Source organism: Staphylococcus epidermidis, assembly GCF_006742205.1.
Taxonomy (GTDB): domain Bacteria; phylum Bacillota; class Bacilli; order Staphylococcales; family Staphylococcaceae; genus Staphylococcus; species Staphylococcus epidermidis.
On the sequence record NZ_AP019721.1, the window covers coordinates 341769 to 363915 of the forward strand.

Annotated in this window: 18 protein-coding genes; 17 read left to right on the forward strand and 1 reads right to left on the reverse strand. The window is 34.1% G+C overall.

Features of this window, described 5'->3' with window-relative positions; genetic code table 11:
* The first annotated feature begins 131 nt into the window (after positions 1-131).
* The 12 genes from FNL83_RS01605 (at position 132) to FNL83_RS01665 (ending at position 14974) form a co-directional block, all read left to right on the forward strand.
* Complete coding sequence (locus FNL83_RS01605; protein WP_002469597.1) at positions 132-1976, forward strand: assimilatory sulfite reductase (NADPH) flavoprotein subunit; 1845 nt, start codon at positions 132-134, stop codon at positions 1974-1976.
* A 19-nt stretch (positions 1977-1995) separates the two neighbouring features.
* Entirely contained in the window at positions 1996-3714 is a 1719-nt protein-coding gene (gene cysI / locus FNL83_RS01610; RefSeq protein WP_002438008.1) for an assimilatory sulfite reductase (NADPH) hemoprotein subunit, read from the forward strand.
* 21 nt (positions 3715-3735) lie between these two features.
* Positions 3736-4515 carry a uroporphyrinogen-III C-methyltransferase gene (cobA, locus tag FNL83_RS01615; RefSeq protein ID WP_002438009.1) on the forward strand — a complete coding sequence of 260 codons (780 nt, stop codon included), beginning with the start codon at positions 3736-3738 and terminating at the stop codon, positions 4513-4515.
* Between the two features lie 74 nt (positions 4516-4589).
* Positions 4590-5201 carry an NAD(P)-binding protein gene (locus tag FNL83_RS01620; protein ID WP_002456704.1) on the forward strand — a complete coding sequence of 204 codons (612 nt, stop codon included), beginning with the start codon at positions 4590-4592 and terminating at the stop codon, positions 5199-5201.
* 20 nt (positions 5202-5221) lie between these two features.
* Entirely contained in the window at positions 5222-6121 is a 900-nt protein-coding gene (locus FNL83_RS01625; RefSeq protein WP_002438011.1) for a sulfite exporter TauE/SafE family protein, read from the forward strand.
* A 23-nt stretch (positions 6122-6144) separates the two neighbouring features.
* Positions 6145-7323, forward strand: a complete 1179-nt coding sequence (gene sat / locus FNL83_RS01630; protein ID WP_002456703.1) for a sulfate adenylyltransferase — start codon at positions 6145-6147, stop codon at positions 7321-7323.
* Between the two features lie 15 nt (positions 7324-7338).
* The gene (cysC, locus tag FNL83_RS01635; RefSeq protein WP_002438013.1) at positions 7339-7938 is read left to right on the forward strand and encodes an adenylyl-sulfate kinase; all 600 of its coding nucleotides are present in this window, start codon (positions 7339-7341) and stop codon (positions 7936-7938) included.
* A gap of 323 nt (positions 7939-8261) precedes the next feature.
* On the forward strand, positions 8262-8567 hold the full coding sequence (locus FNL83_RS01640; protein WP_002438015.1) for a hypothetical protein: 306 nt from the start codon (positions 8262-8264) through the stop codon (positions 8565-8567).
* A gap of 318 nt (positions 8568-8885) precedes the next feature.
* Positions 8886-10736: an anaerobic ribonucleoside-triphosphate reductase gene (nrdD, locus tag FNL83_RS01645; RefSeq protein WP_002438017.1), complete on the forward strand. Its 1851-nt coding sequence runs from the start codon at positions 8886-8888 to the stop codon at positions 10734-10736.
* Complete coding sequence (nrdG, locus tag FNL83_RS01650; RefSeq protein WP_002438021.1) at positions 10733-11269, forward strand: anaerobic ribonucleoside-triphosphate reductase activating protein; 537 nt, start codon at positions 10733-10735, stop codon at positions 11267-11269. The genes nrdD and nrdG overlap by 4 nt, the downstream gene beginning before the upstream one ends.
* 363 nt (positions 11270-11632) lie before the next feature.
* Complete coding sequence (locus FNL83_RS01655; RefSeq protein ID WP_001830664.1) at positions 11633-12931, forward strand: anaerobic C4-dicarboxylate transporter; 1299 nt, start codon at positions 11633-11635, stop codon at positions 12929-12931.
* A 420-nt stretch (positions 12932-13351) separates the two neighbouring features.
* Positions 13352-14974, forward strand: coding sequence for a BCCT family transporter (locus FNL83_RS01665; RefSeq protein ID WP_001830660.1), 1623 nt, complete (start codon positions 13352-13354; stop codon positions 14972-14974).
* A gap of 29 nt (positions 14975-15003) precedes the next feature.
* Here FNL83_RS01665 and cudC read toward each other — a convergent pair whose 3' ends face one another.
* On the reverse strand, positions 15004-15585 hold the full coding sequence (gene cudC / locus FNL83_RS01670; RefSeq protein ID WP_002489710.1) for a choline uptake/conversion transcriptional regulator CudC: 582 nt from the start codon (positions 15583-15585) through the stop codon (positions 15004-15006).
* 470 nt (positions 15586-16055) lie between these two features.
* Between cudC and betB the strand changes: the two genes are divergently transcribed.
* From betB to FNL83_RS01695, 5 genes are all read left to right on the forward strand, one after another.
* On the forward strand, positions 16056-17546 hold the full coding sequence (betB, locus tag FNL83_RS01675) for a betaine-aldehyde dehydrogenase (protein WP_001830602.1): 1491 nt from the start codon (positions 16056-16058) through the stop codon (positions 17544-17546).
* 159 nt (positions 17547-17705) lie between these two features.
* Positions 17706-19424: a choline dehydrogenase gene (gene betA, locus FNL83_RS01680; RefSeq protein WP_001830593.1), complete on the forward strand. Its 1719-nt coding sequence runs from the start codon at positions 17706-17708 to the stop codon at positions 19422-19424.
* A 321-nt stretch (positions 19425-19745) separates the two neighbouring features.
* Positions 19746-20921 (forward strand): amidohydrolase, encoded by a 1176-nt coding sequence (locus tag FNL83_RS01685; RefSeq protein ID WP_001830632.1) that lies wholly within the window; start codon positions 19746-19748, stop codon positions 20919-20921.
* 446 nt (positions 20922-21367) lie between these two features.
* The gene (locus FNL83_RS01690; RefSeq protein WP_001830634.1) at positions 21368-21586 is read left to right on the forward strand and encodes a sterile alpha motif-like domain-containing protein; all 219 of its coding nucleotides are present in this window, start codon (positions 21368-21370) and stop codon (positions 21584-21586) included.
* A 27-nt stretch (positions 21587-21613) separates the two neighbouring features.
* Positions 21614-22060 carry an antibiotic biosynthesis monooxygenase family protein gene (locus FNL83_RS01695; RefSeq protein ID WP_001830617.1) on the forward strand — a complete coding sequence of 149 codons (447 nt, stop codon included), beginning with the start codon at positions 21614-21616 and terminating at the stop codon, positions 22058-22060.
* Positions 22061-22147: the final 87 nt, after the last annotated feature.

A 22147-nucleotide genomic window follows, 5' to 3' on the forward strand; every position in this document is an offset into this window, starting at 1 on the left:
TGAGTATTACATTTACTGAAAATAACAAATGGTACATACTAGAATTGAAGATATAATTAATAACTTTCAAAAATAGACATATATAAATAATGACAAATATCGGAATAACAAAGTATAAGAGGTGGATAAGATTGAACTTAAGTGTTACCAATAGTCCTTTTACGGAAGGGCAAGCTAAACAAATCAATGAATTGCTTCACACTTTATCATCTAACCAACAAGTATGGTTAAGTGGCTATCTGATGGCAAATCAACAATCAAATACATCTACAGATTCTGTAGAACAACATAACTCAGATGACAATACAGAAGCGATGCTACATGAAAAGGAACCTTCAGTTGAGCCGGAAGCTAGATCGATAACAATTTTATATGGATCTGAGTCTGGTAATGCGCAAGGACTTGCAGAAATATTTGAACAACGTTTATCTGATATTGGAAATGACGTTACGCTCAAATCAATGGATGACTTTAAACCTAAGAATTTGAAGAAAGTAGAAGATTTATTTATTATCACATCTACACATGGCGAAGGAGATCCACCAGATAACGCTGTTGAATTACATGAATACATCCACGGACGTAAAGCGCCAAAATTGGATGGGGTGAGATTTTCAGTATTAGCATTAGGAGATCAAACCTATGAATTCTTCTGTCAAACTGGTAAAGATTTTGATAACCGTTTGGCTGAATTAGGGGCAGAAAGACTTTATCATCGTACTGATTGCGATGTTGATTATGAAGAAGACGCTGAAAAGTGGATGGCCAATGTTATTAATACGATTGATTCAACACCGGCTGGTACTGAAAGTGAACAAGTTGTTAGCGAATCTATAAAATCAGCAAAAGAAAAGAAATATAGTAAGTCTAATCCTTACGATGCTGAAGTATTGACCAATATTAATTTGAATGGTAGAGGTTCAGACAAAGAGACGAGACATATTGAGTTATTACTTGATAATTTTGGTGAGGAATATGAACCGGGAGATTGTGTAGTTGTCTTGCCTCAAAATGATCCAGCTATCGTAGACTTACTTATTAGCACATTAGGTTGGAGTCCAGAAACACAAGTTTTAATTAACGAGGATGGAGATACTTTAAATCTTGAAGAGGCATTAACATCGCATTTTGAAATTACTAAATTAACAAAACCGTTAATAGAAAATGCTGCGATATTTTTTGATAATGAAGAGCTTTCTGAAAAAATTCAAGATAAAGAATGGATTCAAAACTACGTTGAGGGAAGGGATTTGATTGACTTATTAAATGACTTCGCAACGACAGAACTACAACCTGAAAATTTACATCAATTATTAAGAAAGTTACCACCTAGAGAGTACTCAATATCTAGTAGTTATAAAGCAACACCAGATGAAGTTCACATTACTGTTGGAGCAGTTAGATATCAAGCACACGGTCGGGAACGTTCAGGTGTTTGTTCAGTACAATTTGCAGAGAGAATACAAGAGGGCGATACAATTCCTATCTATTTAAAACGAAATCCGAATTTTAAGTTTCCGCAAGATGAATCAACACCTGTGATTATGATAGGTCCTGGGACAGGTGTTGCACCGTTTAGATCCTATATGCAAGAACGAGAGGAACTAGGTTTTGAAGGAAATACATGGTTATTCTTTGGAGATCAACACTTCACTACAGATTTTCTGTATCAAACGGAATGGCAAGAATGGCTTGAAGATGGAACTTTATCAAAATTAGATGTTGCTTTTTCTAGAGATACTGATAAAAAAGTGTATGTGCAACATAAAATTGCAGAAAATAGTGAACAATTTAATCGATGGATTGAAAATGGCGCTACTATTTATGTATGTGGTGATGAAAGTAAAATGGCAAAGGATGTTCATCAAGCGATTAAAAATGTGTTAATCAAAGAGCAAAACCTATCTGAAACAGATGCAGAAGAATACTTAAAACAAATGAAAAGAGATAAAAGATATCAAAGAGACGTGTATTAATAGAAGGGACGGGGGATACATGGTTAATACAAATAATCATATTTCGGAAGAATTAGATAAAAATCTTGATGAAATGGAATTTTTAAAAGCAAATAGTGACTTTTTGCGTGGAACTATTGAACAAAGTTTAGCTAATCCAATCACTGGATCCATTACACAAGATGATGCAAAACTGCTAAAGTTTCACGGAAGTTATATGCAAGATGACAGGGATTTAAGAGATGAGCGTCGTAAACAAAAACTTGAGCCTGCATATAGTTTTATGATTCGAGTTCGTGTACCTGGGGGGAAAGCGACTCCTGAACAGTGGATTGCTATGGATGATATCTCTAATCAATATGCAAATCATACGATTAAATTAACAACACGCCAAGCATTTCAATTTCATGGAATTCTTAAACGTAATTTGAAACAATCAATGAAAAATATTAATCATGCAGTACTTGATTCTATTGCTGCATGTGGAGATGTTAATCGTAATACGATGTGCAATCCTAATCCTTATCAATCTCAAGTACATAAGGAGATTAATGATTATGCAACGCGTATAAGTAATCACTTACTTCCAAGAACAAATGCATATCATGAAATTTGGCTTGATGGTGAAAAGGTTTTAGATTCGAGTGAGGAAAAGGAACCTATTTATGGGAATACGTATTTACCACGTAAATTCAAAATAGGTATTGCAGTACCACCATCTAATGATATTGACGTCTATTCTCAAGATATTGGTTTAATCGCTATCGTTGAACAAGATGAGTTAATTGGATTTAATGTGACTATCGGTGGCGGTATGGGTATGACTCATGGTAATACTGAAACATATCCTCAACTTGGACGTCTCATAGGTTTTATACCTAAGGAAAAGGTTGTAGATGTATGTGAGAAAATACTTACAATACAACGTGATTATGGTAATCGTGAAAATCGAAAAAATGCACGTTTTAAATATACAGTGGACCGTCTAGGAGAAACTTGGGTGACTGAAGAATTAAACCGACGATTAGGTTGGGAAATTAAAGCGCCACGTGATTTCGAATTTGAACATAATGGTGATCGATTAGGTTGGATTGAAGGTATTAATAATTGGAATTTCACTTTATTTATACAAAATGGGCGTGTGAAAGATACTGAAGACTATTTGTTAAAAACAGCCTTAAGAGAAATCGCAGAAATCCATACTGGAGATTTCAGATTATCACCTAATCAGAACTTAGTTATTGCAAATGTTTCTCCTGAGAAAAAGGAAGAAATACAAGCTATTATTGATAAATATAAATTAACAGATGGCAAAAATTATACAGGACTTAGAAGAAATTCTATGGCTTGTGTTGCTTTCCCAACGTGTGGTTTAGCTATGGCAGAATCTGAAAGATATCTTCCTTCACTAATTACAAAAATTGAAGATTTATTAGATGAGTCTGGTTTAAAAGAGGAAGAAATAACGATTCGTATGACAGGTTGTCCCAATGGATGTGCGAGACCAGCGCTAGCAGAAATAGCCTTTATCGGTAAAGCACCTGGTAAATATAATATGTACTTAGGTGGTAGTTTTAAAGGCGAACGTCTAAATAAAATATATAAAGAGAATATCGACGAAAATGAGATATTAGAAAGTCTACGTCCATTGTTGTTGCGTTATAGTAAAGAGCGTCTTGACGGAGAACACTTTGGGGACTTTGTAATTCGTGACGGTGTGATAGCCAAAGTTCATGATGGTCGCGATTTTCATAGTTAAACGAGAGGGGGAGTGGTTCATATGGGGAAAGTATATTTAGTTGGAGCTGGACCTGGTGATCCAGAATTAATAACGTTAAAAGGTTTAAAAGCCATTAAAGAAGCCGATGTCATCCTTTATGACCGACTTGTAAATAAAGAAATACTTAATTATGCTTCTCCTTCTACTAAGTTCTTCTATTGCGGTAAGGATCCTCACAGGCACTCCTTACCGCAGGAAGAAACAAATAAAATGATGGTAACCTTAGCCAAAAAAGGGCACATAGTTACACGTTTAAAGGGTGGCGATCCATTTGTTTTTGGACGTGGCGGAGAAGAAGCAGAGGAATTAGCATGTCATAATATCCACTTTGAAATTATACCTGGAATTACATCGGGAATTGCAGCACCAGCATATGCTGGAATTCCAGTAACACATCGTGATTATAGTTCTTCTGTAGCATTTGTAACTGCAGTGAATAAACCTGGTATGGATAAAGGCAAATACTGGCAACATTTGGCCAATGGTCCTGAAACTTTATGTATTTATATGGGGGTTAAGAGACTCAGTGAAATTTGTGAGTTGTTAATACAATATGGTCGTTCGTCAGAAACACCAGTAGCTCTCGTGCATATGGGAACGTCAAAACAGCAAATGACAGTGACTGGGACACTCGATACAATTCAAGAACGAGCACATCATATTCAGAATCCAGCAATGATTATTGTAGGCGAAGTGGTTAAGATGAGAGAAAAAATTAATTGGTTTGTAGAACAGGCAACTGTTCAAAATGAAACGTTAACGGAAATGTCATCAACTTAGCGCATACATTTAAAAAAACAGTAAAAATCACGTTTATAATGAGTATTAATTAAAGTGTATAGGAGGAAATCATCATGAATATGCCCTTAATGATTGATTTAAGTAACAAGAAAGTCGTCATTGTAGGTGGAGGTAAAGTGGCAACACGTCGTGCTAAAACTTTATTAGCTTATACAAAACATATTCATGTTGTAAGTCCAACAATTACCGATACATTACAAAAATATCTAGAAACGAAGCAAATCACTTATGAAAAGAAACACTTCGAACCACAAGATGTTGAGAATGCTGATGTGGTCATCGCGGCTACTAATCAATCTGATGTTAACAACGATGTGGGGGCAGCTTTGTCTAAGAACGTATTATTTAATCATGCAGGACAAGCAGACCTAGGTAATGTAACGTTCCCTAATTTCTTAAAAAGAGATAAATTAACAATAAGTGTATCAACTGATGGTGCAAGTCCTAAATTAGGTCAACGAATTATTAAAGATTTAAAAGATACATACAATGAAGACTATTCAATGTATATTCAGTTTTTATATGAAAGTAGACAATATATTAAATCACTTAAAATTGAGCCATCTGATAAACAAGCGTTACTCGAGCAAATTTTGTCAGACAAATATTTAGATGAGAAGAAGCAACAAGATTTCATCCGATGGCTAAAATCACAAGTCAAATGAAGAATGGGGGCATATGATATATGCGCAAAGTATTAATTTTCGCAATTGCGGGATTTTTAGCACAACTTGTTGATGGGTCATTAGGCATGGGATTTGGCGCTTCATCGTCATCAATATTATTAACTTACGGTATAGCACCGGCAGTAGTGTCAGCAACCGTTCATTTTTCTGAAATTGCAACAACAGCTGCATCTGGGACATCACATTGGAGATTTGATAATGTTCATAAACCAACAATGTTGAAGTTAGCTATACCTGGGTCAATAAGCGCCTTTATCGGTGCAGGTGTTTTGACATTTATTCATGGTGATTATATTAAACCATTCATTGCTTTATTCTTGTTAAGTATGGGATTTTATATTTTGTATCAATTTCTATTTAAACGTGCACATGAACATCATCATCATGTGGGAAATTTGAGTAGTTTTAAAGTAATTCCACAAGGTTTTGTGGCAGGATTTTTAGACGCAATCGGTGGTGGTGGTTGGGGACCGGTTAATACGCCGCTCCTGCTTTCAAGTAAAAAAATTCAACCACGATATGCGATTGGAACAGTCTCAGCAAGTGAATTTTTTGTTACGTCATCTGCCGCTTTAAGTTTCATTATCTTTTTAGGAGTCACTCAAATTAATTGGTTTGCTGTAATTGCTTTAAGTCTCGGTGGAATGGTAGCAGCACCTATTTCAGCGTATTTAGTTAAAGTGTTACCCATTAACATTCTTGCAATTTGTGTCGGTGGTTTAATTATTTTTACAAATAGTAATGCATTATTAAGCTATTTTGTAAAAGATAACACTATTTCAAATACAGTTCGATTCATTATTATTCTTGCAATTATTATTTTGCTTGTTTTTCAAGTCGTTCGAAACAAGAAATTGTCTTTTTCTTATAAGAAAAGCCGAGTAAACAAATATAATTAATTGGAAAAGGAGATTTGATTATAATGTCTAACAATGAAACAATAACCAATTATACAATTAAACCTCATGGAGGAGAACTCATCAATCGTGTTGTTGAAGGAAACGAACGTGAACGTTTGATTGAGGAAGCATTAAATTTTAAACCGATTACTTTAAATCCTTGGGGAATATCGGATCTAGAGCTCATAGGTATTGGCGGATTTAGTCCCCTTACAGGATTTATGAACAAGGAAGACTACACTAAGGTTATAGAGGAAACACATTTAAGCAATGGCTTAGTTTGGAGTATTCCTATCACTTTACCTGTAACAGAATCCGAAGCAGATAAACTTGAAATAGGTGATGATATTGCTTTATATGGTGAAGATGGTCAGTTATATGGAACGCTTAAATTAGAAGAAAAGTACACATATGATAAAGAAAAAGAAGCGCGTTTGGTGTACGGAACTACTGAAGAAGCTCATCCTGGAGTTAAAAAGGTTTATGAAAAAGGTAATATATATTTAGGTGGTCCTATTAAACTATTAAATCGTCCAAAACATGACGCGTTTTCAAATTATCATCTGGATCCTTCAGAGACGAGACAATTATTTCATGATTTAGGTTGGAAAACTGTCGTAGGTTTTCAAACGAGAAATCCAGTGCATCGAGCACATGAATATATTCAAAAATCAGCACTAGAAATTGTTGATGGTCTACTTTTAAATCCACTAGTTGGTGAAACAAAGTCAGACGATATTCCAGCGGATGTACGTATGGAAAGTTATGAAGTGATATTAAAAAACTATTATCCTGAAGATAGAGCACGTCTAGTCATTTATCCTGCTGCAATGCGCTATGCCGGACCACGTGAAGCGATACTTCATGCAACTGTCCGTAAAAATTATGGTTGTACACATTTTATTGTGGGAAGAGATCACGCTGGGGTAGGCGATTATTATGGTACTTATGAAGCACAAGAGCTGATTACTCAATTTGAAGATGAGTTAGGTATTCAAATTTTAAAATTTGAACATGCCTTTTATTGCGAAGCTTGTGGTAATATGGCAACTGCTAAAACATGTCCGCATGACGCTTCTCAACATTTACATTTAAGTGGTACTAAAGTAAGAGAAAAACTGCGTAATGGCGAATCATTGCCAACTAAATTTTCAAGACCAGAAGTTGCCGAAGTTCTAATTAAAGGTTTGCGAGAAAAATAAATCAGGAGTGTTAAAATGAGTGAATCAAATCATATTACATGGCATGACTCAGAAGTTACGAAGAAACAAAGACAGCATAAAAATGGACACAAAAGTGCTGTTATATGGTTTACAGGGCTATCTGGGTCAGGGAAATCAACGGTCTCTGTTGCCTTAGAAAAAGAATTATTTAATGAAGGAAAACAAACATACCGTTTAGATGGTGATAATGTGCGTCATGGTCTTAATAAAAATTTAGGGTTTAGTCCTGAAGATCGTTCAGAAAATATTCGACGCATTGGAGAAGTAGCAAAATTAATGGTAGACGCTGGAGCCTTAACAGTTACTGCTTTTATCTCCCCATATAAAGAAGACAGAGAAGGTGTTAGAGCATTACTAGAGGATAATGAGTTTATAGAAGTATATACAAAATGTAGTGTTGAGGAATGTGAAAAGAGAGATCCTAAAGGATTGTATAAAAAAGCACGATCTGGGGAAATACCTGAATTTACAGGTATAAGTGCACCTTATCAAGCACCTGAAAACCCTGAAATTACTATAGATACTGAACACGACACTATTGAACAATCAGTGGTACAAATTATACGTTATCTTAAAGAACACGAATATATTTAAATTGATATTTCATTATATAGAGTAGGAGAGAATTAAAGATTCTTAATCCTACTCTTTTTAATTTTAAAAGTATAATGGAAAGTTTTTAAAGAAAAGCATTTGGTCAGATATACTTACTTTTAATTAAGTAAGAAGATGTTAATTTTTAAATGTCATCAATAGTATACTTATGAGTCATGATTTATGCTTAGTTTGTGACAACTATAATTTAAATTTCTAAAAAGCTAATTATTGATGTGTGATTAAAGTGAAATAAAAAGGGAAAATATTTTTAAAGAGATATTGTGTGATTTATCAAAAAAATAAGAGGATGGTGATATAACATGTCATTTAATATTTGGATGTGGATTTTACTTGTATTATTTATTGTGGGGACAATAGCTGTAATTCTCATTTTAACAGTTGGCTCAGTGTTAGAAGAGCGCTCATATGACCGTCGATCAGAAGATGAAAAGCGCAAAAATTTAGAAAAAAATCTTGAGATGTCAAAGGGACATACAGATGTATCGCAAGAGTCGAGCAATGGGGAAGAACAAGTAACACAAGAGCATTCTCAACATGTCGTTCAAGATCATCAACAAACACATCAAAATATAAATCAATCAACACAAGATAATAGAAATAATTAGATAGGTGAAAGGGAAAAGGTAAATGCTTATTTCGGTTATTTATTCCCAATTTATACGAAGATAATTACTAGAATTACCAAAAATGAAGATATTATAAATTTTAACTGAATTAAAAACTAACTATATGTTATAGAAGCCTGAGAACATTGACGTCTCAGGTTTTTATATTGATTACAAAACTATCTTTATCTCACATAGAGTTCACTAAACGTTAATAATCTTTATGACATTTTAGTTAACGACTTAGTAATCGATTGTAATACTATATATAGTATTTTATTTTATTGATATACACTATATATAGCGAAGGGTGACGAAATGACTACTCTAGAAACATCATTAACTCGATTAATCACAAAAGATCCAACTATATTAAATGAAAATGCAAATAAAGATAGTAATACATTCTCAACAATGCGAGATTTAACAGCTGGAACGGTATCAAAGTCTTATGCACTCGATCATTTACTTCCAAAGCATGTTGCTCATGCACATCAATCGGGAGATATTCATTTTCACGACTTAGATTACCATCCATTTCAACCATTAACCAATTGTTGTCTCATAGATGCAAAAGATATGTTAGAGAATGGCTTTGAGATAGGCAATGCTAATGTTACAACACCTCAATCAATACAAACCGCTTCAGCACAACTTGTACAAATCATTGCAAACGTTTCAAGCAGTCAATATGGAGGTTGTACTGTCGATCGTGTTGACGAATTACTAAGTAAATATGCACAAATGAATGCACAACATCACAGGGAAGTAGCGAATGATTTCGTTCAACCTGACAAAATTGAGAATTATGTGGATACACAAGTAACTAAGGATATTGGTGATGCAATTGAAAGTTTAGAGTATGAGATTAACACACTCTATACTTCCAATGGACAAACGCCATTCGTTACTTTGGGATTTGGTTTAGGAACAGATCAATTAAGTCGAAAAATTCAACAAGCAATTTTACATACCCGTATTAAAGGTCTCGGTAAAGATAGGGTTACTGCAATTTTCCCTAAACTTGTATTTTCGATAAAAAAGGGGGTTAACTTTAGTCCAGAAGATCCTAACTATGATATTAAACAACTTGCATTGGAATGTTCAACAAAGCGCATGTATCCCGATATTTTAAATTACGATAAACTTGTGGAACTGCTTGGTGATTTTAAAGCACCGATGGGATGTCGTTCATTTTTACCAAGTTGGAAGAATGATGAAGGTCAATTGGAAAATAATGGACGATGTAACTTAGGTGTAGTGACGTTGAACGTACCGAGAATTGCAATCGAAGCAGATGGTGACATGCAGCAGTTTTGGGATATCTTTGAAAAACGCATGCAATTATTACATGATGCACTTGTGTATCGAATTCAAAGACTACAAGATGCTATTCCAGATAACGCGCCTATTTTATATAAAAGTGGTGCATTTAAAAATAAACTCACTTCAGAAGATACTGTCGATTCATTATTTACAAAACAACGCGCAACGATTTCAATGGGGTATATCGGTTTATACGAAGCGGCAACATTATTTTATGGACCGAATTGGGAACACAATCCTGAAGCTAAAACATTCACACTAGACATATTAAGAGAAATGAAACGTTATCAAGTAGAGTGGACGAAACAATATGATATTTGGTTCAGTATATACAGTACACCTAGTGAATCACTAACAGATAGATTTTGCCGATTGGACAAAGAAAAATTTGGATTTATTCCAGATGTTACTGATAAAGGATATTACCAAAATTCATTCCACTATGATGTGCGTAAAGATGTAACGCCGTTTGAAAAATTAGATTTTGAAAAAGACTATCCTTACTATGCAAGTGGTGGATTCATTCATTATTGTGAATATCCAAAGTTAAATCATAATCTGAAAGCTTTAGAAGCAGTATGGGATTATGCTTATGATAAGGTAGGTTATTTAGGTACGAATATTCCTATTGATCACTGTTATCGTTGTGGCTATGATGGAGATTTTGAAACTACTGCTAACGGATATAGATGCCCACATTGTGGTAACACTGATCCTAAAACGGTTGACGTTGTAAAAAGAACATGTGGTTATTTAGGAAATCCAGTTCAAAGACCTGTTATTGAAGGTCGACAAAAAGAGATATGTGCAAGAGTGAAACACATGAAGGAACCTCGTTCATGAATATTTTAAACATTAAAGAAGGTCAACACTATATAGCTAAAATAGAAAGTCATAGCTTTGTAGATGGTGAAGGTGTTCGATGCAGTGTATATGTTTCCGGATGTCCTTTTCAATGTAAAGGTTGTTATAACGTTAAAGCCCAAAATTTTAAATACGGAGAACCTTTCGAACTTGAAATGCTTGAAGAGATTTTAGATTATTGTGCGCCTTCTTATATCGAAGGCTTAAGCATACTTGGTGGAGAACCATTTTGTAATTTGTTTATCACACTCCAACTTGTTGAAGCTTTTAGACAACGATTCGGTCATACAAAAACAATTTGGGTATGGACTGGCTTTTTATTTGAATATTTGAAACAGCAAGACGATGCGCGCAAGTCATTACTCGAACATATTGATGTATTAGTTGATGGTATGTTTATTCAACATTTATATCGTCCGAATCTTCCATATAAAGGATCACTTAATCAACGTGTGATTGATGTTCAATCTTCCTTACAAAAAGAACAGGTCATTGAATATCTAACTAAATAGTTTATGATGATAATTGGAATTAATTTTTAAGATATCTCTTGGAAAAATAGCCCAAAATAAATGTTATGGTTCATTTGTTTTGGGCAATCTTTGTTATAAGTTTTCAATGGGATGAACATGAAAGTTATCCACATGTATAACGACAGTTTTAAAGAGTATAGTTAATTTTATTTTTAAAGTAAATTTATATCACTTTTTAGTAGGTAGATGTGATTTGTTGCAATTTATAGACTGAAAAGTGACAAACATTAAACATCTAAAAAGTAAAAGAAATAATCTTATACTTATATATATACTAATTACATATTAAAGTGATAAAATATTGAAGTGAAAATTGTTCGGCATAAGTTAGGAGATTCTTCCATGTTATTGTTTATCATAGAAATCATAATCATGATTCTAGCGATATTATTAGGATTAAGAACTGCTGGTGCACTGGGATGTGGCATCTTTGCTATAGTAGCGCAGCTTATCATGATATTTGGATTCCAGTTACCTCCAGGTTCAGCACCAGTGACGGCAGTGTTAATCATATTATCTATTGGTATAGCAGGTGGTACGTTACAAGCCACTGGTGGTATTGACTATTTAGTATACATTGCATCACGTGTGATTGAACGCTTTCCAAAATCAATTATATTTATAGCGCCAATGATTGTCTTTGTCTTTGTTTTTGGAATTGGTACTGCAAATATAGCTCTTTCACTTGAACCTATCATAGCGAAAACTGCACAAAAAGCACGAATTCAGCCTAAACGCGCATTAACTGCTTCGGTACTTACAGCCAATTTAGCCTTACTTTGTAGCCCGGCAGCTTCTGCTACAGCTTATATTATTTCTGTATTAGCAGGGTATGAAATATCGATGGGCAAGTATTTAAGTATTGTTTTACCTACAGCTTTAATTAGTATGTTAATGCTTAGTACATTTTGTACATTTGTAGGACGAAAAGAACACGTGCGTGATGAGTCAGAACGTTTAGTTCAGATGCCAGAAGTCGAAATCAAAAATGACTTTTCATTAAAAGTAAAAATAGGTGTTATCTCATTCCTATTATGTGTCATGGGTATTTTAACGTTTGGCATATTTCCTAATCTCATGCCGCAATTCAATGTGAATGGAGATGTAGTTAAAGTTGAGATGACTGAAATTGTTCAGTTCTTTATGTATCTCAGCGCTACAATCAATTTATTATTAATAAAAATCAATACTTCTGATATTCTGTCATCGAATATTACACAATCTGCAATGGGAGCACTTTTTGCAGTTCTTGGCCCAGGTTGGTTAGGTGCAACAATATTTAATGCTCCACATAACTTAAAAATATTGAAAAATGATATTGGGTCAATTATTAGTGAAGTACCTTGGCTTGTTATCATACTTGTTTCTGTAGTTGCAATGATTGTCATTTCTCAAACAGCTACAGCATCAATTATGGTGCCGATAGTTATGAGTTTAGGTATACCTCCCATCTATTTTGTTGCGATGGTACAAACATTAAATGTGAATTTCGTTATTCCAGCTCAACCGACACTATTATTTGCTGTAGAACTAGATGAAACAGGTAGAACAAGACCTACGAGCTTTATGATACCAGGATTTTTTGTTATAACAGTATCCGTCATTACAGGATTTGTTATTAAAACCATTTTAGGATATTAATCAATTTTTATAAGTTGGAATTTAATCGCCATATATATAGTGTTTTAAATACTTCATCTCATCGAGTAAGGTATTTGAATGACTAAATATTGGCGATTTTTTATTTATAGATTAAGAGTGAGTATCAGTGGAGAAAAAAATAAAATAAATATATATACGTTAAAAGTGTATAAAAATACGATATGAAATATTGTAAAGTTCGTTCATTTTGTTAAATTTTAACTTAACACTGTTGTCATAGCAATTTAAGATGAATATTTGAGAGGCTTAAATTATATAATTATTCAAATTAGATTTTGATGATACATGTATGTAATTTGCATTATTATTAAAAGTTCGTTATTGTCTTTTTTGTGAATCACTATCCATTGAACGTAATTTAAAGTAAAGATTCATAAATTAATATTAGGGGGATCACATTTGAAAAAGGAAAAAGTTATGGACTGGACGACCTTCATAGGCGTAGTCATTGTGTTACTTTTTGCTGTTATACCTATGATGGTTTTTCCGAAAGCAAGTGAAATAATCATTACCGATATCAATAGTGCCATTTCTAATTCAATTGGATCGGTATATCTCTTTATGGGACTGGCTATATTTTGTTTTGTTTTATACATAGCATTTGGTAAGTATGGGAATGTCACGTTAGGAAAAGCGACTGACAAACCTGAATTTAATAATTTCACATGGGCAGCCATGTTATTCTGTGCCGGTATTGGTTCAGATATTTTATATTGGGGTGTTATTGAGTGGGCATTTTATTATCAAGTACCTCCTAACGGTGCAAAATCAATGTCCGATCAAGCACTTCAATATGCAACTCAATATGGTATGTTTCACTGGGGACCTATAGCCTGGGCAATATATGTGCTACCAGCTTTGCCAATCGGTTATTTAGTTTTCGTTAAGAAGAAACCCGTCTATAAAATTAGTCAAGCTTGTCGACCAATTTTAAAAGGACATACGGATAAATTATTAGGAAAAATCGTAGATATTTTATTTATTTTCGGTTTGCTCGGTGGTGCTGCAACATCACTCGCTCTAGGCGTGCCGATGATCTCAGCTGGTATTGAACGATTGACTGGTTTAGATGGATCTAATATGATTTTACGTTCAATCATCTTACTAACTATTACAGTTATTTTCGCAATCAGTTCTTACACAGGTTTGAAAAAAGGTATTCAAAAATTAAGTGATGTTAACGTTTGGTTATCATTTTTATTATTAGCATTTGTATTCATCGTAGGTCCAACTGTGTTTATTATGGAAACTACAGTTACAGGGTTCGGTAATATGATAAAAGATTTCTTCCATATGGCGACATGGATGGAACCATTTGGTGGCATAAAAGGTCGTAAAGAAACGAATTTCCCTCAAGATTGGACAATATTCTACTGGTCATGGTGGCTCGTTTATGCACCGTTTATTGGATTGTTTATCGCGCGTATCTCAAAAGGACGTACACTTAAAGAAGTTGTATTAGGAACAATATGCTATGGAACATTAGGTTGTGTGTTATTTTTCGGTATTTTTGGTAACTATGCTGTATATCTACAAATTACTGAGCAATTTAATGTAATAAGCTATTTAAACAATTATGGTACAGAGGCAACAATCATAGAAATAATGCATCAACTACCATTCTCGACAATTACTATTATCTTATTCTTAATATCAGCTTTCTTATTCTTAGCAACAACATTCGATTCTGGTTCATATATTTTAGCAGCAGCGTCACAGAAAAAAGTGATAGGAGAACCGTTACGTGCTAATCGTTTGTTCTGGGCGTTTGCGTTATGTTTACTACCGTTCTCTTTAATGCTAGTTGGAGGAGAACGTGCATTAGAAGTATTGAAAACAGCATCATTACTTGCTAGTGTACCTTTAATTGTTATATTTACGCTAATGATGATTTCGTTCTTAATTATACTCGGACGAGATCGTATCAAGTTAGAAAGACGTGCAGATAAGCATAAAGAAATTGAAAGACGTTCTCTAAGAATAGTTCAGGTCAAAGACAAACCTGAAGACGATAACTTATAACAAAAAAAAGCCAAGCGAATGTTAAATCATTATCGCTTGGCTTTTTCTGATTGATCATGATGATGTTGTTCATCTGGAATTGGGAAATAGTTAAAAATTTCTCCTGACTCTAGAGCTTCACTTAATTGAGCGAGCCACTTGTAATATATTTTAGAGTGGTCTAACTGCGCTTTTACATTTATTGCTTGTTTTTTAACTTCCTCATCTATATCATTCTTTTCAAGAAGTGGGTGAATGATATTTTCTGCATCTTCAATTGCTTCCATATTAGTGTCAATTTCACGTTCCCATTTTTTAGTAAAAAAGTTGCGGAAGAAAGTGAAGAAATCTTTCTCTGCAATAAAATGTTGCTTTCGGCTACCACGCGTGAATTGTTGTTTGACGATATCGTATTCTTGTAGTTTTTTTACACCTGTACTCATACTAGGTTTACTCATTTGCAGTTGTTGTCGCATTTCATCAAGTGTCATACTTCCTTCAAAAACCATAATGCCATACAAGTTACCTACACTACGGTTGATACCATACAAATCCATGGTTTCACCGATTGAGTTGATAACTAAATCTTTAGCTTCTTCGATATATTGACTGTCATTGTTATTATAATCCATCATTGCACCTCCATTTTAATCCATTATTTAGCTTAGGTGGACGCACCAGATACTATGATTTTTATGATGATTTGCCTGTAAAGGATACATCTATTACTTTGAGTTGTAACTCGTTCATGAATATAAAGCATAATTACATTGAAATTTCATAATCAAATGTTAGTTATCGATTTGAATTGTTAATGTCTATACTACTTTTGACTAAATTCAATGCTGCAATCTATAAATGGCTATAAAAACCTATGCTATATGTCCCATTTCTAATAAATACACACGAGAATCATTATAAAGCCTTTTATGAAAAAAAGAAAAGTAATTTTCTGAACAAAAATTATTTCTTAAACATAGATAAGTTCGATTGTAAAATACAAACATTTTTAAAGAAATTGACACTTTTTCATCAATTATGATAACATAACTCTGTAAAATTCGTTAAATAAAAATTTAACAAACTTAACGGAGGTCGTTTGATGGAACTTGTAGATAAATTATCAAATCGTCAATATATTGATGGAGAATGGGTTGAAAGTTCAAATAAAAACACAAGAGATATTATAAATCCTTACAATCAAGAAACAATCTTCACTGTAGCTGAAGGAACTAAAGAAGATGTTGAAAGAGCAATTTTAGCTGCTAGAAGATCTTTCGAAGACGGTGAATGGTCACTTGAAACAAGTGAAGTCAGAGGTAAAAAAGTGAGAGCCGTTGCTGATAAAATTAAAGAAAATAGAGAAGAGTTAGCTAAATTAGAAACATTAGACACTGGTAAAACTTTAGAAGAATCCTATGCTGATATGGATGATATTCATAATGTGTTTATGTATTTTGCTGGTTTAGCTGATAAAGATGGCGGTGAAATTATCAATTCACCTATTCCTAATGCTGAAAGTAAAGTAGTTAAAGAACCTGTAGGTGTTGTTACTCAAATTACACCTTGGAACTATCCATTACTTCAAGCATCTTGGAAAATTGCGCCAGCTTTAGCAACAGGTTGCTCATTAGTTATGAAACCAAGTGAAATTACTCCGTTAACAACAATTCGTGTATTTGAATTGATGGAGGAAGTTGGTTTCCCTAAAGGAACAATTAATTTAGTACTTGGTGCTGGATCAGAAGTGGGCGACGTGATGTCAGGTCATGAAGAAGTCGATTTAGTTTCATTTACAGGTGGTATTGAAACAGGAAAACACATCATGAAACAAGCAGCTAATCACGTGACTGACGTTGCATTAGAATTAGGCGGCAAAAATCCTAATATTATTTTTGATGACGCTGATTTTGAATTAGCTGTAGACCAAGCACTTAATGGTGGATATTTCCACGCTGGTCAAGTGTGCTCTGCTGGTTCAAGAATCTTAGTTCACAATGATATTAAAGATAAATTCGAAAAAGCTCTTATCGATCGTGTAAGCAAAATCAAATTAGGTAACGGTTTTGATCAAGATACTGAAATGGGACCAGTTATCTCAACAGCACACCGCGATAAAATTGAAGGTTATATGGAAGTTGCGAAAAAAGATGGAGCAACAATTGCAATTGGTGGTAAACGCCCTGAACGTGAAGACTTACAAGCCGGATTATTCTTTGAACCTACTGTAATTACAGATTGTGATACATCAATGCGTATTGTTCAAGAGGAAGTCTTTGGACCAGTTGTGACTGTAGAAGGATTTGCTGACGAAGAAGAAGCTATTCGCTTAGCAAATGATTCAATTTACGGTTTAGCAGGTGCTATATTTACTAAAGATATTGGTAAAGCACAACGTGTTGCAAATAAATTGAAACTTGGTACGGTTTGGATTAACGATTTCCATCCATACTTTGCACAAGCGCCATGGGGCGGTTACAAACAATCAGGTATCGGTAGAGAATTAGGTAAAGAAGGATTAGAGGAATATTTAGTAAGTAAACACATTCTTACAAATACTAATCCAGAACCAGTGGATTGGTTCAGTAAATAATAATACATTGCTTATATACAGTAAATGACTTATAAATACAAAATGCTACATGAAGTGAGTACTAACTAAGGTATAGTGCTCACTTCAATAAATGAAACCTTTTAAGAAAGAGATGTTAACAAACAAAGAAAACAAATCAATTTTTGGAGGTCTTTAACGATGAGAAGAAAACGCGATTCATACGATTATGTCATCATTGGTGGCGGTAGTGCAGGTTCAGTTCTTGGTGCACGCCTTTCAGAGGATAAAGATAAAAATGTTTTGGTATTAGAAGCTGGACGTAGTGACTATTTCTGGGATTTATTTATTCAAATGCCAGCAGCATTGATGTTCCCATCAGGTAATCGTTTTTATGACTGGGAATATCAAACTGACGAAGAACCACATATGGGACGTAGAGTAGATCATGCGAGAGGTAAAGTATTAGGTGGCTCAAGTTCTATTAACGGTATGATTTATCAACGAGGTAACCCAATGGACTATGAAGGATGGGCAGAACCTGAAGGAATGGACACATGGGACTTTGCACATTGTCTACCATACTTCAAAAAGTTAGAAACAACATATGGTGCAGCGCCATACGATAAAGTTAGAGGCCATGATGGTCCAATCAAATTAAAACGTGGACCAGCTACTAATCCATTATTTAAATCATTCTTTAATGCAGGTGTTGAAGCGGGCTATCATAAAACTGCAGACGTTAATGGATACAGACAAGAAGGTTTTGGACCATTTGATAGCCAAGTACATCATGGACGTCGTATGTCTGCTTCAAGAGCGTATCTACGCCCAGCATTAAGACGTAGAAACTTAGATGTTGAAACACGTGCATTCGTTACAAAATTAATTTTTGATGAAAATAATAGTAAAAAAGTAACAGGCGTGACTTTCAAGAAAAATGGTAAAGAACATACTGTTCATGCAAACGAAGTTATTTTATCTGGCGGTGCTTTCAATACACCACAACTATTACAATTATCAGGTATTGGTGACTCAGAATTCTTAAAATCAAAAGGTATAGAGCCACGTATGCATTTACCAGGTGTTGGTGAGAACTTCGAAGATCACTTAGAAGTATATATTCAACATAAATGTAAACAACCGGTTTCACTACAACCTAGCCTTGATGTCAAACGTATGCCGTTCATCGGTTTACAATGGATTTTTGCACGTAAAGGTGCAGCGGCGTCTAACCACTTTGAAGGTGGTGGCTTTGTAAGATCAAATGATGATGTTGATTATCCAAACCTCATGTTCCATTTCTTACCAATTGCTGTAAGATATGATGGTCAAAAAGCACCAGTAGCACATGGTTACCAAGTACATGTTGGACCAATGTACTCCAACTCAAGAGGTAGTTTGAAAATCAAATCTAAGGATCCATTTGAAAAACCAAGTATCGTGTTTAATTACTTATCTACGAAAGAAGACGAAAGAGAATGGGTTGAAGCAATTAGAGTAGCAAGAAATATCCTAAAACAAAAAGCTATGGACCCATTTAATGGTGGCGAAATTTCACCAGGACCACAAGTTCAAACGGATGAAGAAATTCTAGATTGGGTACGTAAAGATGGAGAAACTGCATTACATCCATCTTGTAGCGCGAAAATGGGACCTGCATCTGACCCAATGGCAGTAGTCGATCCATTAACTATGAAAGTACATGGTATGGAAAATTTACGTGTCGTTGATGCTTCAGCAATGCCTAGAACAACAAATGGTAATATTCATGCACCTGTATTGATGTTAGCTGAGAAAGCAGCGGACATTATTCGTGGTAGAAAACCGCTTGAACCTCAATATGTTGACTATTATAAACATGGTATTGATGATGAAAAAGCAGGTGCAATGGAAGATGATCCATTCTACCAATATTAAAATAGTTTGATTCAAAATATAATCTTAAATTCTAACCAGAAATAGATTATAATAGCAATCATATTGAATTCAATCATCTGTTACGGTATATAAAGACTTAACTTTAAAAAATTGTTGTGTACACAATTGTAACTTATTCATTGGTTACTCATATAGAAGCCTGAGACAACTTGTTGTCTCAGGTTTTTTAGTGTGTAACATTACTGTGATAGATTTGTACGATGATTGTTTAAATATAAAAATTAAGATATGTATCTCTAAAACGTTGTGTAACAATATTTATAAATTAAAGTTTATAATAATCTTGAGGAGAGGATTAAGATGAATCAAACTTTAGTTCAACATCTACGTGAAAAAGAGCAAAGAATGAAAGAAATAAGACGTTACTTACATGAAAATCCTGAATTATCATTCGAAGAAAATGAAACATCTAAATATATTGCAAACTTTTATAAAGATAAGGATTGTTTAGTTGAGACGAATGTGGGTCCTAATGGAATTAAAGTTACCATCGCAGGTAAACATCCAGGAAAAACTATCGCTATTCGTGCTGACTTTGATGCGCTACCGATAAAAGAAGAAACAGAATTACCTTATGCTTCTAAAAATGAGGGAGTCATGCATGCTTGTGGTCATGATGCACATACTGCGTACATGCTAATACTTGGAGAAACATTAATTGAAATGAAAGATCAATTGAGAGGTAATGTCGTGATTATACATCAACCTGCAGAAGAAATGCCACCGGGCGGTGCGAAAGGTATGATAGATGACGGCGTATTAGAAGGGGTGGACCATGTTTTAGGTGCACATGTGATGAGTATGATGGAAACAGGTAAAATATACTATCGTGAAGGTTTTGTTCAAACGGGACGCGCTTATTTTAGACTTGTTGTGAAAGGTCAGGGTGGTCACGGCTCATCCCCACATACATCGAATGACGCTATTGTAGCAGGTGCGCATTTTGTAACGACCGCACAGACCATTGTTTCAAGACGCTTAAATCCGTTTGAAACGGGTGTAGTCACAATAGGTTCCTTCGACGGGAAAGGACAATTCAATGTGATTAAAGATACAATAACAATCGAAGGTGATGTACGTGCACTGACTGATGATACAAGAGACAATATTCAGAATGAAATGACACGACTAGTCAGAGGATTAGAAGAGATGTTCGGAGTGATTTGTGATTTTGAATTTAAAAAGGATTATCCAGCTCTTTACAATGATCCTGAATTTACTTCTTATGTAGCAACAACTTTAAAAAATGCTAAGCTGGATGACATAAAAGCAATAGATATTTGTGAGCCGCAGCCACCCTCAGAAGATTTCGCGTTTTATGCGTTAGAAAGACCTTCAACATTTATTTATTCGGGTGCAGCACCAGAAGATGGACCTATGTACCCTCACCATCATCCTAAGTTTAATATCAATGAAACATCTATGCTTGTAGTTGCAGAGGCAGTGGGTACAATTGTATTAGATTATTTGAAATAAAAGGTGTATGAAATATCAAGAATATAAAGGTATCTATACATTGTAATTAGGTACCGATTTTATAGTTATTACGATTTGTTAATTATCTAATTGATAATTAAATTTTGTTTTTACGATACAAGCTTCTTTTGGAAATTGAAAAGATACGATAAATATAGTGGTGAGTCTAACAACACTTCTTGTGGGTTATTTATAGTTGTTAAGGGAAGCTTAAAAGATACTTTTGGTAACGTCAAAATAAAAATTTAAGTTTTTTGTTTCAATCTATCAATGGTAATTTCAGCAGTCCTTATCATCCGGACTTTTCTTACCACGAAATGTCAGTAAGAATATATAAATAGTGTTGATATGTATAGGTGACGTGCATAGAGTGTCGGTTTGGATTTAATGTTTTATATATTAAATCATGGTAGTATGTATTTATATCATATTAAAGAGGTGATAAGGTGAGTTTTTATCATTTTATACAAAATTTCGTTGGTGATGAAACACCTCTAGGTAAACTAGCCACATGTATTAACCAAGATGAAGATTTACCTATGGAAGAAACAACAGCACATAATATATTAAACTATTTTAATCAGTTAAATTATTTTGATGACGATTGTATTGAAGCTGTAAAACGCTCACTATCACTATATGAACAAAGTAAAGTAGCCCTATAATCTTAAATTGAAATGAAGGGATGTCTTATGTTAATTAGCGATACAAATAAAACATATATAATAGAAGAAACTAGTAATTCATTCACAATTGAAAAGAATAATGATCAGCAGCACTACGAAGTATTAGAATCAATCAACAGCTTATCTAATGATTCATTTTGTGTGTTAAATCACTTATTCGTCAATGGAGGTAATGAAGAGGTTTTTGAGTCACGGTTTTTAAAGCGAAATCAACATTTGCAAGATGTGCCTGGTTTTAAAGCGTTAAGATTTCTTAGACCGGTAGTCAAAGGGAGACATTACATTATCATCACGCTATGGAACAGTAGACAAGCTTTCTATGATTGGCAAAATTCACAAGCATATGCGCAAACTCATAAAAAACGTGGAACTCAAAAAGGTGTTGATCATCGTATAGTCAATAGAGATTTATCCTATAATATAAGAATAGAGTTAGAAAGTCTTAATAACTAAATTTGTGTTGAATATATGAATGATAAAATATAAAAAAGTATAATATGCCATTGAATTTATTAAGAATAAAATTTTGTGGATGCTTTT